The organism is Micromonospora sp. DSM 43699 (genome assembly GCF_055517075.1).
Genome location: NZ_JBTMMT010000048.1, coordinates 39,256 through 55,090, shown reverse-complemented (window position 1 = coordinate 55,090; position 15,835 = coordinate 39,256). Strand labels below are relative to the sequence as shown.

The 15,835-nt window shown below is 67.9% G+C and carries 10 protein-coding genes and 2 pseudogenes; 5 read left to right on the top strand and 7 right to left on the bottom strand.

What is annotated here, in order from left to right:
* The coding region (locus AC0AIB_RS21790; protein WP_465097373.1) for a DDE-type integrase/transposase/recombinase at positions 1-703 on the bottom strand (703 nt) is incomplete at its 3' end.
* Entirely contained in the window at positions 700-1,002 is a 303-nt protein-coding gene (locus AC0AIB_RS21785) for a transposase (RefSeq protein WP_465097372.1), read from the bottom strand. The genes AC0AIB_RS21785 and AC0AIB_RS21790, both read right to left, overlap by 4 nt.
* A 131-nt stretch (positions 1,003-1,133) precedes the next feature.
* Between AC0AIB_RS21785 and AC0AIB_RS21780 the strand changes: the two genes are divergently transcribed.
* The 3 genes from AC0AIB_RS21780 (at position 1,134) to AC0AIB_RS21770 (ending at position 5,376) form a co-directional block, all read left to right on the top strand.
* Complete coding sequence (locus AC0AIB_RS21780; RefSeq protein WP_465097371.1) at positions 1,134-2,669, top strand: ISL3 family transposase; 1,536 nt, start codon at positions 1,134-1,136, stop codon at positions 2,667-2,669.
* Between the two features lie 632 nt (positions 2,670-3,301).
* A complete protein-coding gene (locus AC0AIB_RS21775) occupies positions 3,302-4,270 on the top strand; it encodes a hypothetical protein (RefSeq protein WP_465097370.1) in 969 nt (322 codons plus the stop codon).
* A 203-nt stretch (positions 4,271-4,473) separates the two neighbouring features.
* Positions 4,474-5,376, top strand: coding sequence for a hypothetical protein (locus AC0AIB_RS21770; protein WP_465097369.1), 903 nt, complete (start codon positions 4,474-4,476; stop codon positions 5,374-5,376).
* A 34-nt stretch (positions 5,377-5,410) separates the two neighbouring features.
* Here the strand turns inward: AC0AIB_RS21770 and AC0AIB_RS21765 are convergent, their stop codons facing one another.
* Together AC0AIB_RS21765 and AC0AIB_RS21760 are read right to left on the bottom strand one after the other, a co-directional pair.
* Positions 5,411-6,310, bottom strand: a complete 900-nt coding sequence (locus AC0AIB_RS21765; RefSeq protein ID WP_465097368.1) for a DUF6308 family protein — start codon at positions 6,308-6,310, stop codon at positions 5,411-5,413.
* Between the two features lie 392 nt (positions 6,311-6,702).
* Positions 6,703-7,044 (bottom strand): hypothetical protein, encoded by a 342-nt coding sequence (locus tag AC0AIB_RS21760; RefSeq protein WP_328341260.1) that lies wholly within the window; start codon positions 7,042-7,044, stop codon positions 6,703-6,705.
* Positions 7,045-7,396: 352 nt separating this feature from the next.
* On the opposite strand from AC0AIB_RS21760, the gene AC0AIB_RS21755 reads away from it, so the two are divergent.
* Complete coding sequence (locus AC0AIB_RS21755; RefSeq protein ID WP_328341262.1) at positions 7,397-7,768, top strand: hypothetical protein; 372 nt, start codon at positions 7,397-7,399, stop codon at positions 7,766-7,768.
* Positions 7,769-7,994: 226 nt separating this feature from the next.
* On the opposite strand, the pseudogene AC0AIB_RS21750 reads toward AC0AIB_RS21755, so the two are convergent.
* Positions 7,995-9,162 (bottom strand): annotated as a pseudogene (locus AC0AIB_RS21750) (IS3 family transposase).
* Positions 9,163-9,231: 69 nt separating this feature from the next.
* A pseudogene (locus AC0AIB_RS21745) lies at positions 9,232-9,514 on the bottom strand (transposase family protein); the annotation flags it as partial.
* Positions 9,515-9,615: 101 nt separating this feature from the next.
* Here AC0AIB_RS21745 and AC0AIB_RS21740 point away from each other — a divergent pair.
* Complete coding sequence (locus tag AC0AIB_RS21740) at positions 9,616-10,236, top strand: restriction endonuclease (protein WP_465097367.1); 621 nt, start codon at positions 9,616-9,618, stop codon at positions 10,234-10,236.
* Here the strand turns inward: AC0AIB_RS21740 and AC0AIB_RS21735 are convergent.
* Positions 10,174-15,480 (bottom strand): CHAT domain-containing protein, encoded by a 5,307-nt coding sequence (locus AC0AIB_RS21735; protein ID WP_465097366.1) that lies wholly within the window; start codon positions 15,478-15,480, stop codon positions 10,174-10,176. The genes AC0AIB_RS21740 and AC0AIB_RS21735 overlap by 63 nt on opposite strands.
* Positions 15,481-15,835: the final 355 nt, after the last annotated feature.

Sequence of the window (15,835 nt, the reverse complement as noted above, 5' to 3'; positions counted from 1 at the left end):
CCGGGCCGGCATCGGCCGGCCCGGCGAACGCATCGCCGGACGCAAAGCCCGATCTGCCTGCTGCTGACGACGCACCATGCAACACCTCCCTGACCACGAGGTGTTGCGACGACCGGTTGAGTCCGCCTTGGGATCCGCGGTCGGTGTGCAGGATGCAGCCGGCCAGGTCACCGCGTCGGGCGGCGGCGTTGTCCAGTGCGGCGACGGCGAGGCGGGACTTCATTCGTGAGTCGATGGAGTAGCCGACGATGCGGTGGGACCAGACGTCCTTGATCGCGCAGAGGTAGAGCTTGCCCTTGGCGGTGTGATGCTCGGTGATGTCGGCCAGCCACAGCCGGTTCGGGCCGTCGGCGGTGAAGTGCCGCTGAACCAGGTCGTCGTGCACGGGTGGGCCTGGCTTGCCGCCCTTGCCGCGACGCTTGCGCTTGCCGAACGCGCTCCACCAGCCGTTGCCGGAGCAGATCCGCCACGCGGTGCGATCGGCCATCGGTTCCCCGGCGTCACGGGCCTCGTCGACGAGGAACCGGTAGCCGAACTCCGGATCGTCGCGGTGGGCGTCGAACAACGCGTTAGCCCGGTACGCCGCCACCTCATCGGCGTTGGTGACGGGTCGGGCCAGCCACCGGTAGTAAGGCTGACGAGCGATCTTCAATACCCGGCACGTCACCGCCACGGGGATTCCGCCGGCGGCCAGCTCGCTCACGAGCGGGTAGATCCTTTTCCCGGCAGATGCGCCTGCGACAAGTAGGCAGCGGCCCGGCGCAGGACCTCGTTCTCCTGCTCCAACAACCGGATCTGCTTGCGCGCCTCGCGCAGCTCGGCCGACTCGCTGCCGGCCGTCCCGGGGGCGGCTCCGGCGTCGGCCTGGCGCAGCCACTTGAACAAGGTCATCGGGTGCACGCCGAAGTCCTTGGCGATCTGCTCGACCGTCACGCCTGGCTCGCGGTCACGAGCGACCCGCACGACGTCATCGCGGAACTCTCGGGGGTAGGGCTTGGGCACAGCGACATCCTTCCAGCCCGCCACCAGGGCAAGCCATCTCAGATGTCACCTATCGGTGCAGCAGACCCAAACGAACGGCCCTGTCTCACATTCGGTGGTGACGGAGTGTCGCCAGGGTCGTTGACCCTGGCGTGAAGGATGTCGATGGGCTTGTGCGGGCGGTGTTCTCGGGTCTTTCCCCGCTGGTCATAGAGGATGTAGTCGACGAAGGCGAGCGGATCGTGGTGCGGGCGCGGACTCCGTGGGGCACCGCTGTCTGTCCAGTGTGCGGGGTGTCGTCGGGGCGGGTGCACGGGTTTCACCTGCGGACGGTGGCCGACGTGCCAGTCGATGGGCGTCGGGTGGTGGTCCGTGTGCGGGTGCGGCGTCTGGTGTGTCCCACGCGCGGCTGCCGGCAGACCTTCCGTGAGCAGATGCCCGGGGTGCTGGAGCGTTACCAGCGACGCACGGCCCGCCTGTCTCGGCAGGTCAAGGCTGTGGTCAAGGAGTTAGCGGGCCGGGCGGGGGCACGTCTGCTGGCGGTACTGGCCATGGGCCTGTCCCGTCACACGGCCCTGCGCGTCCTGCTGCGTATCCCTTTGCCCACTGGGCGGACGCCCCGTGTGATCGGCGTCGACGACTTCGCTCTGCGCCGGCGGCACCGCTACGCCACCGTGGTGATCGACGCCGAGACCCATGAGCGGATCGACGTGCTGCCCGACCGCACGGTCGACACCCTCGAAGCGTGGCTGCGCGAGCGTCCGGGCGTGCAGGTCGTGTGCCGAGACGGCTCGGCCACCTACGCTGAGGCCATCCGCCGCGCATTGCCCGACGCGGTGCAGGTTGCCGACAGGTGGCACCTGTGGCACAACCTCTGCGAAGCCGCCCTGATTGAGGTGAAGGCCCACAGCACCTGCTGGGCCCCCGTGCTGGACGCACCCATCTACGACGGTCCACGCGCGCAGACGACTCTGGAACGCTGGCACCAGGTCCACCGCCTACTCGACCAGGGCGTGGGCCTGCTGGAGTGCGCCCGTCGCCTGCAGCTGGCCCTGAACACCGTCAAACGCTACGCGCGAGCCGACCGGCCCGAACGGATGCTCCGCGTCCCCAAGTACCGTGCCAGCCTCGTCGACCCTTACCGCGAACACCTACGCAAACGCCGGGCCGAGGACCCCGGCGTCGGCATCAAGCACCTCTTCGAAGAGATCAAGGCCCTCGGTTTCACCGGCTGCCTCAACCTCCTGCACAAGTACATCAACCAAGGCCGCGCGGACGCCGACCGCAGCCACGTCTCCCCCCGCCGGCTCGCCCGGATGATCCTCACCAGGCCCGACACCCTCAAACCCGAACATCGAGACCTACTGGCACGGCTCACCGCCGCTTGCCCCGAGATGACCCACCTGGCCACCGCGGTCGAGGGCTTCGCCCAGCTCCTCACGCCCCAGCCGGGGAACTCCGACAGGCTCTCGTACTGGATCAACGAGGTTCGCGCGGCAGATCTGCCCCATCTGCACGCCTTCGCCCGGGGCCTGGAGCGGGACCGCGACGCCGTGAATGCGGCGCTCACGCTTCCGTACAGCAACGGCCCCACCGAAGGCGTCAACACCAAGACCAAACGGATCGCCCGTCAAATGCACGGACGAGCGGGCTTCGCCCTGCTCCGCCACCGCATCCTCCTCGGATAACAGCACGCACGCTCCGTCACCACCGAATGTGAGACAGGGCCGTTCGTATTACAGTCCCCCGCGCCCCGGCGAAGCCATTCTCTCGGGCCAGAAGACAGTCGAGGTGCGCCGCCGAGTCGCCGCCCGGGAGGGTCCATCCGTCGTCCTGGACGCCAGCTCGCCGGTGTTGGCCTCCGGGCAGGCGAGAGCGCTGCCGACGGCGTGTCAACCAGCGCGGGGAAGGTTGGCTGGTTGCGGTGCCAGCGTGCCTTCAGACTGGTCGCGACGGTCGCGGGAGGGAGATCGCAGTCGGGATTGTGAGCCGGCCCATCGCGACCTTTACGTGACAGCCGGGCGCTGGTGGGCTAGTCTGGCGGTGTCGGGGTCCCGATGCGACGCGTATCTGCGGAGACCGACGCACATGTGTTCCAAGAATTGAGTCGGGCCAAATTTTGGCCAGACGGCAACCCTCGGACGGGGAGCCCCAGCGGCGCTAGCCCTTCGCGGCGCTGTGGGAAACCGCCTACCTACGGGTCGTGCGGCAGTGATCGGTCAGATCGAGAGCCGGCGGAGGCCACTGCCCTGACGGGTCGACATTCAAACGGACTAGTGGAAAGCCCTCCTAAGAGGGCTTTCACTCTCTGGAGGATGTCATGACCGCACTTCCCGCCGATCCCGCGACGCTGGACGCATACGAGGCACTCGTCGCTGTCATTCGCGAGTGGCGTCAGACCGGACGAGTAACGACAACTGCGGGTCTCAAGCCCGCCCTGCAAGAGCGCATGCAGGGCACCTTCTCCGAGCAGGGGCTCGGCTTTCCAACCTTCCGTGAGTTCGTGCAGGCGGCTGCTGAGGAGGGTTACATCCGCTTGGTGCAACTTCCAACGCGGCACTGGATGGCGCTGCTGCCCGAGGAGCCGGTGGAAGCCGTGCTGACGACGGACACCCAGTTGTCAACCACGGCCGCGAAGGCCGCGACGCCCACGATGACCTCCTCGGCCGGCGGTGGCACGGGGGCACCGGGCATGCGGCTGCGATCCGATGTCTGGCAATGCCTCGTCGATTGGGCGCCCGACCATCGGAGGCTCTGGGACAACGGCAACAACAGGGGCATCATGTACCCTGTCGGCCGCGACGGGCGGCCGGCATGGGAATCCTCTCCAGAACGCTTCATCGAAATGCCTTCCGCCGATATGGCCACCCAGATCGCCTGGATGCGTGAGTGGGCAAAGACGCTCACTGACCAGACGACCCGAGACACCCTTCTGGCTAGCCTGGACGACCCCAGTCCTGGACGGTTTCGAAATGAGTTGAACCGCCTCGGACTGTTGTCCGCCTGGCGGGCGGAGTTGCAGCGCAGGGTACTGGACCTCGCCGTCGCCTGGGCACGTCATAACGGCGTCAACGTGAGGGATCTCCTCGATACGCGTACGAGGGCAACCGCAAAACCGTCGGCGAACTCGGAGCTGACCCGACCCACGTCACAAACGGTCATCCCCAAGTCCAACGACGAAACCGCCCAACTGCGTGCGCTGCTTCACTTGGTGATTGACCTTATGCCCCTGGCCGAGCTTGCGAGCCTTCCAATCAAGGCTGAGTACTTGCTGCGTGCGCGCGGCTGAGGCTTGTCATGGGGGTCAACCCGCGTGTGCCTGGTAAACAGGCATGCGATCTCCTCTCAGTCGCTCTGTCGCCAGTCCAGGTTACGCCTGTCGACCGGCCTCCTGGCGAGTTTGTCCTGGCTGGCAAAGCAGGTACCTCGCCCCTCCGGCGGGCAACGCAAAAGCGGACCAAGCCAGGATGGTTGCAGCAGGCATTCGCTGCCTTGAAGGACTACGGATTCGCCTCGCCGACCGCGACGGCAATCCTCGAGCAAGTAGTCAACCGGCCGAGCGCTGCGGGCCAGCTGCGCACCTCGGGCGGCATCATCGAAGTCTGCCAGTCGGCGCTGGTCATCGTGGCTGGCTCTACTGTCTACGTCGAACTCAGCGCCACCATCACCCCCGGTCTACCACCCGAGGTCGCCAGGGTAGACGTTGAGGTGTTTCCTGTGGTGGTGGATCACGACGGTCTTTGCACAGTGGCCGAGCGGCTGGAAACCATGCGGGCGAGGCTCCGCGTGGATCACCACCTTCAGCATCCGGACGCCCCGAGAGAAGTGCTCATCCTGGGCATGCCGACGCCGGGATATCTCGAGACGCCTCCTGATTGGGAGGCAAAACTACGCACCACCGCCGCCGCCGTTGGCCTGCGTCTGTCGATCGTCGCGGCCCCCCGTGAGTTAAGCTCTCAGGCCTTGGCGGAACGAGCCGACCTGGTTGTGGTCATCACCGGACGAGGGGACTGGCGGCTCTCGATCGAGCGGTTTGACCAGCTAGAAAAGCCAGTTGAGCGCATAGGTAGTCCCGGGACGACTTTCCAGAGTCTCCACAGCGATTTCCGTCGACACATCGTCGCTGTGATGTGGGGTGCGGCATTGCCGAGCGGAACAGGACCGATCGACTTGATATCGGGCCAAAGGGTCTACCACCGCAAGGTTCCCGGTGGACGCGGCTTCGACCGCTTCGATGACGGATCCGACTCTCCATGCGCGCATGGGAAGGACGGGTTCGTTGCATGGAGCGGCGACAAAGCATCCAAGGGCATGTCGCGCCGCTACTCGAATTTCCGGCTTCTCCACTGTAACCAGTATCCCAACTGTGGGATGTACGCCGTGGAAGGGACTTAATCATCCGTTTCGAGTTCGACGACCGGACGACGCCCTACACGCCGTCTTCGCCACCGGTGACGCCCTGGTCAAGGCGTCCTTCGCCTCCCGCAGCCGAGAGTACGGTGCCGCTCGATCCCGCAAGCGAGTGACTACTTGGTGTGGGGATTGGTTCAGGCTGTAATTCCTCGGTTGTGACATGTTGGCCGACTGGCCGGTTGATCCATCGTTCGCCTTGGCCGGGTCGCCGGTATGTCGGCTTGTCGTCCTGCGAGGTCCATAGGACGATGTCGATCAACTGAAGGTCTGGCAGGTCGTGGATTTCGGGAACGGTCGGTGTCACGGCATCCCGCAGGGTCGCTATCTCGGCGCGGTGGATGCGAATCCAGATCGCCAAGGCTCGAACGACCTTGTCGATGCGCTCGTGGCGGTCGAGGCCGTGCTGGCGCGCCTTGTTCGAGAAGCCCTCGCGGTTGAAGCCGAACACTTCCGCGACGTGTCCGTCGAGCACTGGGACTGCGTGGGGTCGGTACAGGGCGGCCATCTTGGTTGTCTTGGGTCCCCAGACACCGTGGTACCCGAAGCGGCACAGGTTGACGACCGTGGCTATGCCGTCGTCGTCCATGGTGTGCAGGTCGGTGTCCTCCGGCACGGTGGCGAGTCGGGCGGCGAAGTCGCGTCGGCGGGACCGGGAGAATCCGGCCACGTCTTCGATGTCTACTCGGCCGGCGAGCGCGTTGGCGTAGAGCAGTGACCAGGTGGTGACCTGATCGAATAGCCCGGAGGTACGGGTGCTGCGGGCGGCGAGATGGTAGGTGACCCATCCGCTGCGCGGCTCGGTGCAGAAGGCGAGCACTCGTTGGGCCGCATCTGTCACGGGTACCGGAGCCAGTACGTCACCGTCGAATCCTGCCGCTGCCGGGTCGATGACCATCTCGGGAAGGTCAGTATTCACAGCGACACCGTACGGGCTGGCCCCCTAAAGATCGACGGGCCACCTTGCCGCCAACAGCTGTCGAGGGTAGACACCGTTTGCCAGTCGTCAACTCCGACTCTAGATCTCCAGCGGCGTCGTGTAGCGCGATGTCGACCAGCCGGGCCGGAGCTCCCGGGGTGCTCCACGGGTGCTCGGACGTCGGGGACTGGCATGGACCCCCTCGGACCGGCGTGGAAGTTGGGCCCCTGCCCCCGGTCCCGGGAAGTAGTGATACGCGGCTCGTGGCCCGGCAGGAGGCGTGGAACTGTGGTTATCCGGCCGGACCCAGCAGGATCAAGGGCTAGACACTCGGACCAACTTTGATAGAGTGCTAAATGGATGACTTTACCCACATGGCTGCCGACTACGGATCAGAAGGTTAGGGGTTCGAGTCCCTTCGGGCGCACTTCACGATCAAGGCCGTGACCAGCAGAAACGCCGGTTGCGGCCTTGTTGTTGTCCCAGGATGTGCCGCGATCTTCCATGATGTGGACGGCTGGTGCTCCGTTGGTGCTCCTCTGTTTCGGGGGGGTTGTTTCCCGTTCTGTGCCACAGCTGTCGGTAACGGGTCCGCTGGTGTTCGGGTGGTCCACGCGGGCTGGTGGTTGGGTGGCCGTGACGCGCGCCGCGTCGGTGAGGACCTGAACGCTCGGGGGTGCGTGCGGGAGAATGTCGCCCAGGCTGGCGGTGCGGGCCTGGGTGGTGTCGTGCATCGAGCCGGGGCGTGCCTCGTCGCAGAACGGCAAGCGGCCGGGCGGGTCGCCGCCGTAAGCGCTCGCACCTGCGCGGTGGCCCCGGCCCGGCGCAGCACGCGCTACCGGGCCGGACCGATCGCAGCCCCGAGTCGCCGCGCACATCGCGGCTGCTTCCGGGCGTCGCGGGACAGCATGGGTAACACAGAGCGTGACGGCTCTGCAGGCGCGCGATTAGCTCACCGAAGAGTTGCGGGCTTCCGCGCAGCGGTCGCAGTTGTCGGCGCCGACTGTCGGCCCCAGTAGCCCGCACGGCGGGTGCAGGATCCGCCGACCGGAGCGGGGGTTACGGTGGATAATTAACAGTCCGACGATGAGGCTGCAAATGATCAATGCCCAGGAGTTCGCGCGACGGCTGAGTACTCTCGGAGCTGATGCGTTCACCAGCGACGACGTCGTGGACCTGGCGACCGCGGCCGATGTTCGCATCAGCGCGGACGTCGAGATCGACGCCACCCTGGCGCAGCGCTTGCTCGACCAGATCTCGCCTACCCTGCCGGTCACCGGGGCCCAGATCGCGGCGTCGCAATGGCCGCCACCGGAGTCTTCCCGTCCTGCAGCGCCTTCGGTGTCGTTCTCCAGCCCTGGTGCCGTCGACGGACCGGCTGATCAGCCGACCCGACGCCGCAGTTCTGGGTCTGCGGGTAGCGGTCGGCGACCCGGCTCCCGACGAACTGGCAGGTGACACTGCGGCCCCAGCTTCTTCAGCACAGGGCCGTCGGGGCGGGGTGTGGGCATCGGTCGGGCCCTTCCTGCGCAGGCGAGCGGGTGGGGATGCGTGGCACCGGGGTGATGTCCGGGTCGGGTGAGTCACTGGCTGGTGTTGGTGGTGACTCATAGGTCGCAGCTGGGGAGGTCTTCCTCGTTCTGGGGAACCAGGGGTCTGCTGCACCGATAGGTGACAGTTGCAGTCACGCGGCCTGACTGGCCGGTGGGGTCATGATGGTCTCGTACTCGATAGGGGTCAACCGGGACAGGGATCGTTGGCGTCGGCGGCGGTGGTAGGTACGTTCGATCCAGGTCACGATCGCGGTCCTGAGTTGCTGTCGGGTGGTCCAGGTTCGGCTGTCGAGGACGTTGTTCTGTAGCAGGCCGAAGAACGATTCCATGGCGGCGTTGTCGCCGGCGGCGCCGACTCTGCCCATCGACCCGATCATCTGGTGCTGGTTGAGGGCCTAGACGAACTTCCGGCTTCGAAATTGGGACCCGCGGTCGGTGTGCAGCACGCAGCCGGCCACGTCACCACGGCGGGCTACGGCGTTGTGCAGGGCGTTGACGGCCAGCCTAGATTCATGCGTGCGTCGATGGAGTAGCCGACGATCCGGTTCGACCACACGTCCTTGATCGCGCACAGATACAGCTTGCCCTCACCGGTGCGGTGTTCGGTGATGTCGGCCAGCCACAACCGATTCGGGCCATCCGCGGTGAAGTCGCGGCGCACCAGATCGTCGTGCACCGGCGGACCGACCTTGCCGCCCTTGCCCCGGCGCTTGCGCTTGCTGAACGCGCTGAACCAGCCCATGCCAGAGCAGATCTTCCAGGCGGTGCGCTCGACCATCGGCTGGCCGGCAGCGCGGGCCTCATCGGCCAGGAACCGATATCCGAACTCCGGGTCATCACGGTGGGCGTCGAACAACGCGTCCGCCCGGTACGCCTGCGCCAGGTCGGCGTCGGTGACACGGCGGGCAAGCCACCTGTAGTAAGGCTGACGAGCGATGGTCAATACCCGGCACGTCACCGCCACGGGGATCCCGTCGGCGGCCAGCTCGCTCACGAGCGGGCAGAGCCTTTTCCCGGCAGGTTCGCCTGCGACAGGTAGGCCGCGGCCCGACGCAGGACCTCGTTCTCCTGTTCGAGGAGCTTGATCCGCTCACGGGCCTCCCGCAGCTCGACTGAGTCGCTGCCACTGACGCCAGGCTTGGTCCCGGCGTCGATGTCGGCTTGGCGCAACCACTTGAACAACGTCATCGGATGGACCCCGAAGTCCTTCGCGATCTGCCCGACCGTCACGCCCGGATCACGATCACGGGCCACCCGCACGACATCATCACGGAACTCACGAGGGTAGGGCTTGGGCACAGCGACATCCTTCCAGCCTGCCCACTCGGCAAGCCATCTCAGATGTCACCTGTCGGTGCAGCAGACCCGTTGTTCCCGGAACGTGCGGCGACAGCCCTGGGTCGGGCACACCAGACGACGTATACGTACCCGGAGCACCACCGGCCGGGCATCGACCGGAACGTCCGCGAGGGTCCGCTGGTGATATACCCGTGCACCCGGGCCGTCACGGCCTCGCACCCCGGACACGCCACTGGCCTCTGCGGAGTCCGAGCCCGCACCAGGATTCGCTCGCCCTCGTCCATCACGTCGTCGATCACCAGCGGCAGAGTCCTGAGAACACTGTCTTCGTAAGATCATCGATCTCGCACACAGGTCTCAACGACATCGACTACCTTCGGTCACCACCGAATGTGAGGCAGAGCCGTTCGTTTGACAGACCCCTTACAGGTTGCGTAGCGGTAACGTGGCGGGGTGGTGCAGGACGAGCGGGTGGTGGGGCGGTATCCGTATCCGGGGATCACGCCGGGTGAGTTCGAGGAGTTCGTTGCCGGGGAACTGTTGGGGGCCGCAATGTCCCAGGTTGACGGGCTGGTGGTGAGTACGCATGAGAAGGTCGCCGGGGTGGACGGGATCTACGAGTTTGACGCGACCGCGCGGTACCGGTTCGCCGGGATGGAGTTCGTGGTGGTGGTCGAGGCGAAGTTGCACCGGAACCCGATCAAGCGGGAGTTGGTGCAGGTGTTGCGGCAGAAGGTGCTGAGCGTGGGTGCGCACAAGGGGGTGTTGGTGGCAACCTCGGCGTTCCAGGCGGGGGCCGTCGAGTTCGCCAGGACTCACGGGATCGCGCTGGTCACCGTTGCCGAGGGGCGGTTCGTCTTCACCACTCGGGACACGGGCAAGGCCGCCCGGCCCGCCCTCGTGGCCTGCTACCACGGTGGAGTGGGTGCTCGGGGGATCGTGTTGGCCGCCGACGATGAGGACCACCCGGAGTGTGTCGCGGAGTTCCTGTTGGGTGCCCCAGCGTCTGACTCACGGGCCGACGTGGACGTGGGACGCCCACACCAGCGGGTCGTCGGGGTGGCGGTCGCGTAGGGTGCGGGTAGCGGTGTGCACGGCTGTCGCGATGTCTCCGCCCGCTGCGATCGCCGGGTAGACCAGTTCCGCGAAGTCCACGGCGGGCTGGTCGCCGATCGGCCACAGGGTGCCGATCACGTGCCGGTACCCCGCCAGCTGGAACGCCGATGCCAGGTGGATCACCTCGTCCGCCAGCCGCCCGCCGGGGCGGGCTGTCGAGCACGCGGACAGGAACGCCAGATCGGCGTCCAGGCGCAGGTGTGCAAGGTCCAGCGCGGTGAGTGGGTGGTTGTGGTGGTCGGCCAGCAGAAACAGGCTCTCCGAGGGGTTGGTCAGATCGCTGTTGCCGTGGCAGGCGAAGTGCGCAATCTGCGCCTTTGGCAGGGCCGCGAGGACAGTGTCGCGGGTCGCCGCGGTCCCGCTGACCACGTCAACCGCGCCGGGCAGGTGGGTGCGCACCACCGCCGCCTCCCGCTCTGCGCCGGGCAGCGGCACGTCGTGGCCTGGCGTGCGCGGCATCGCCACGACTAGTGCGCGGTCGGCGCGTGGCCTGGCGGGGTCGGCACCACGCCGTGAGTGCACCAGCGCCCGGAGGGTCGGCGTGGTCGAGCACACCACCCGGTCCACCACGGTGAGCGACCCCGTGCCGTGGTAACCCGCTGCGTGCAGCGGCAGCAGCGAGAGCATGCCGGACGGGCACCACCACAACCGTTCGGCGGCATCCAGGTGGTCGAGCACCGGGCCGGCTACCGCGTCCCAGATCCACTCCAGCGTGCGTATCACCCGGTCGCGCCCGGCGGCCCTGGTCCTGGCCGTCCCGGACCGGGTGTCCTCGACCGCTTGGAGAAAGTCCAGCACCTCCTCCATGACGACCCGGGGCGTGAGCGCGGGCAGCGGAACGGGCGTCACCTCGGCTGCAGCGGACAGGATCAGCGCGTACGACCCGAAGTCGGACACCACGACGACCACGGCGTGCCCCTCGGCAGGCGCGAGGTCGCACACGGTCGGCGGGCGCAGAAACGTGTCGAAACCGGGCAGCGTCCGGATATTCGCGAGCAGCCAGTCGTACCGCGCGGCCAGCCCGCGTCGCGTCGCGACGTCCGTGTCGGGGTCCTCGAAGACCGCGCACAGCTCGGTGAACATCGTCGCGAACGCGGGTTGGCGCTCGGCGAGCGCGGTGAGGTCGGTCCGGCTGTCCAGCGCGTGCCCGAGCAGCAGCCCGCGCCCTTGCTCGAACAGCTCAACCGCCCGCGTCGGCAACCCCGCGCGCACACAGCACGCGGCGGCGTCCGCACCGAGCCCCGCCATACCGTCGATCAACGCCTCGCGGTCGCGCCAGGTAAGGGATCGGGACACGGTCCGCCCCACCAGGTCGACCGCCGTCCCGTACGCCTCGGCGGCCTCCGCCCACCGCCCGTCGGACGCCGCCAACCCGGCCCACTCCGCGGCCGCAGCGGCGCGGACGCGCGGTACACCCACATCGGTCGACGCCGCCTCCCGGACCGCCGCGAGCACGGCCTCCAGATCCGTACCGGTCACGGCGTTGCGTCGGCGCAACACCCTGCCGAGGGAGAGCAGGTGGAGCGGCCGGTCGGAGTGGTCGACGGGGAGTTCTGCCAAGGACTTGCGGGCGCCGTCGACCGCGTCGTCGAGGGTTTCCTGTCGTCCGGTCCGGTCGTGCAGGTCCAGCAACGCCTGCGTGAGGTTCAGCAAGGCGGGTGCGCGTCGCGGATCGCCGGGAGCCAGCGCCTTCACGGCAGCCCGGCACACCTCCAGCGCTTCGTCGAGATCGGCGGGGGCGTCGCCGACGCTGAACCGGGTTAGGAGGATCGCCCCGAGGTTCGACAGGCGCAGCGCGCGACTGGTGTGGTCCGGCGAGGTCGCCTTGACGGCCTGCCGACCGGTGTCGATCGCCTCGTCCAGGTCGGCGCGGTCCTGCCGGCAGTCGAACCGGGTGTAGAGCGCGGATGAGAGGTTGGCCAGCACCATCCCGCGTTCGTAGCTCACGGCGGACATGGCCGACACGGACCGGCGCAGCGCGTCGATCGCCTCGTCCAGGTCGACCTGACCGCTCGTGCGGCGGAACCGGGCCAACAGCGCGCCGCCGAGGTTGCCCAGGTAGACGCCAAGGAGCGGGGTGCCCTTGAGCGCGGCCCCAACGGCGGCACGCCCGGCCTCGACCGCCTCGTCGACGTGCTCGATGCGGTCGGTACGCTCGAACAGCAGGCGGAGGGACATGCAGAGGTTCGACAGGTCGGTGGGCGAGGGCTCGGTGTCCGACGCCATCGCGTCGCGGGTGTACCGGATGGACTCGTCCAAGTCCTCGGGCGCGCCACCGTTCTGGTACCGCTGGGATAGGGCGATCGCCAGCGTGGACCTGCGCCCGGCGAGTTCCGGGTCGTCGGGTGGCGTCGCCTCGATCGCGGCCCGCCCCGCTGCGATGGACGCGCTCAGGTCCTCAGACCGTCCGGAATGGACGAACCGGTCCCGGAGGAGGTCGCACAGGCCCTCCAGGTGCTCGGCCGGTGACTCACCCGCGTCGAGCGCGTCCTGCCGCACTCGCATGGCCCGGTCGAGGTCCGCCAGGTCAGCGGTGCGGATGAACCGGTTCCACAGCAAGTCGGACAGTTCACCCGGATCGGACGCCGCGTCGATCCGGGCGCTCAACCCGGCCTCGTGATCGAGGTAGTTCGCCAGGGTGCGTCGCGTGGTGTCGAGGTTGGTTTTCAACGCCTCGATGTCGGGATGGTCTGGCCACCCGTCGACCGCCGCCTGGCAGGCCACGACGGCGTTCTCCAGGTCCTGCCGACTGCCCAGCCGCTCAGCCCGGGTCAGCAGGGTGATTCCCAGGTTGGACAGGCACGTCGCCTGCATCGGATCGTCCGGCGGGGCGTCCTCGACGGCGGCCTGGCACTCCTCGACCGCCTCGTCTAGGTCGTCCTGGTCGCCGTCGCGGTCGAACTTCGTCATCAGTGCGGTACCGAGGTTCGTGCGCAGGTGCGGGAGTTCGGCGTGCCCGTTCTCGGCGTGGTCGATCGCCCGGCGGAACAGGCGGACAGCCCGGTCCAGGGCGCCCGGATCGGTGTCGGCGTCGCGGTACTGGACGCGGCCGAGCTTGCCGAGCGTCGCGGCGCTGTCCGGTGCGGCGGGCGGGTATTTGTCGAACTGCTCGGCGATCAACGTCGGGACGTGCGCCCGACCGCCCATCCGGTACAGCGGCGCGAGCAGGTCGAGCGCGACCATCATCAGCTCCGTGGCACCCTCGGGCGTGCCATGCGCCTCGACCCTCGACAACAGCAGCAACCCGGCCGTCTGCGTGACCTCCACGTCGTCGAGCGGGTCCGGCACCGCGCACAGCAGGTCGACCAGCTCGTCGAGCACTTCGGGGACGAGCACCTCGTCGGCATCGCGGGTACCACCGAACGCGGTCAGACGCTCGCGCAGGGCGGTGATCAGGTTTGATCGCTCGGTCGCGGAGAACCCGGACCCCATCAGACCGTCGCGGGCCGTCACGAACTCCCGCGCGAGTTCGAGCGCCACAGCGTGCGCGACCTCACCGATGCCACCCGCGAGTCGCACGAGTTCGGCGCGGTCTATGCCGCGCACCCTTGGCGCGGCCCAGCTCACGGTCCGCTCCAGGATCCACAGCTCCATCACGCGGTCGTCCTCGACCACCGCGGCGACCGCTTCCTCGCGGTCGCCGAGGACCTGCTCGACGATGCCCGGTGTGGTCAGCGCCATCGCCCGGATCAAGGCGGTTCGGGCTTCGGCCAGCAGGGCATGCTCGCGGGTCACCTCAAACGCACGGCACAGCACGAACCCCAGGTGCGTCATGCGCCGGGCCAGGTCGACGTCGTCCTCGGCGTCGACCCCGACCGCCTCCCAAGCAGTGTCGAGGACCTCGCGCAGCACGTGCGGGTCCTTGTTATGCCCCGTCAGCTGGTGCAACGCAACAGACAGCGAATACAGGAGGTCGCCGCGCAACGGCTCGTCGTCGGCCAATTCGGCCAGGACCATCCGGCAGGTCGCGATCCCCTCGCGAAGAATGTCCTCGTCCCCGGTCCGGTCGGCCAGGTCCACGAGCGCGTCGGCGAGCACCGCGACCTCACCGAGCCCGGCCTCCGTGACGGCCTCGTCCGCCATCACCTCGACGGCGTCCTGCACAAGGGAGGGGTCTTCGGTCCACCGGTAGAGCACGCGCAGGGTGTTCGCGGCGTTCATGAGCCGGGAGTGCAGGGAAGCGTGCGTGTCCGGCGTCGCGCCCAAGACCCGCGCGTGCGCGGCCAACGACTCGTCCAGCAGCGCGGCTTCCTTGGTGCGCAGGAACAGTTCCCTGAGGAAGACGGCCTGGTTGGCGACAGTCGGGAGCAGATCGGGGTCGGCTGCGATCGCGGCCCGGCCGACGTCGACCGACTCGCGCAACGCCTCGCCGTCGTTCAGGTACTCGTACCGGGCTTCCAGAGACGCAGCCAGGTTCGTCAACGCGAGCCCACGCTCCTCGTCGTTCTCGGCGGCGTCGACGGCGGCTCGCGCGGTCGCGATCGAATCGTTGATCACCGCCTCGTCCCCGGTGCGCATGAACTCGACCCGGAGCGTACCGCTGAGGTTCGCGAGGCGGGCCGCCCCGCCCTCGGTAGGAGATGCCACGTCGGTGCCCGACTCGGCGAGGGTCCGCGCCACGTCGGCCGCCTCGCGCGCCGCCTCCAGGTCGCCGGTCGCGCTGGCGAGTTCGACAAGGGCCGCGTGCAGACTCCGCAGGCACCGGGCGTTCCTCGCCCGGTCGGCGACACCGACGGCCGCGCGGTAAACCCGGACGGCCGCCTCCAGCGCCTCCACATCACCGTGTTCCTCGTACCACTCGTACAGCGCACCGCCCTGCTCGGTGTAGGCGTCCGGGTCGTCGCTGTACCCGAACACAGAGTCGTCCGACTCGGTGCTCTCCGGCGTGTGGTCGAACAACTGGCGCACCTGGTCCGGCAACGAGTCGGGTGCGACCCGGTACACCTCGCCCAAGAACAGCAGGGCGTCCTCCAGGTCCTCCGTTCCCTGCCTCGCGCGGTACCGGAGCAAGTGGAGCCGCCCGATCAGCGTCAGCGCGACTACGTCGACAGGCAGGTCGGGCGTTGACGCAGGTCCGGACACCCGCAGCTGGAGCAGGTTCGCCTCCTCCAGCGCGTCCTCGGTCAGGACTGCGGCGTAATCACCCGTCCGGCGCGCCTCCTCGAACCGCGCCAGGATCGCCTCGACCAACTGTTCCCGCACCCGGACCTCCGTTCACCACCGCTTCCGCGGCACCTTACCGAGTGTCGGTGCCCCATTGTCGAAGCTGTAGATTCCTGTAGGGTGCCAAAACCAGAGCCATTCGCCAGTCATCCATACGTGATTGAACTGAAGCTGGGGTTTCTTCGCGGGAACCGGAGCTGGGAGCGGACATCTTTGATGCTCTCGTCTCTGACGGTTTCCGGGTGATCCTGATGGCTGACGGCGGCTCGATCCGTTCCTCGCGCTTCAGTGAGGAAGATCGAGGCGAGGGGTCCACCGACGGTGGGCGCGGTGAGCCGCCACCGACCTGATGAATGTGGGTCTGCTGCTGGCCGGCCGTGTCGCGGCACGATTG

Excerpts from the sequence above, each read along its gene's own strand:
- AC0AIB_RS21775 (WP_465097370.1), top strand. The coding sequence starts at position 3,302 with ATGACCGCACTTCCCGCCGATCCCGCGACGCTGGACGCATACGAGGCA.
- AC0AIB_RS21755 (WP_328341262.1), top strand. The coding sequence starts at position 7,397 with ATGAGGCTGCAAATGATCAATGCCCAGGAGTTCGCGCGACGGCTGAGT.
- AC0AIB_RS21760 (WP_328341260.1), bottom strand. The coding sequence starts at position 7,044 with ATGCACGACACCACCCAGGCCCGCACCGCCAGCCTGGGCGACATTCTC.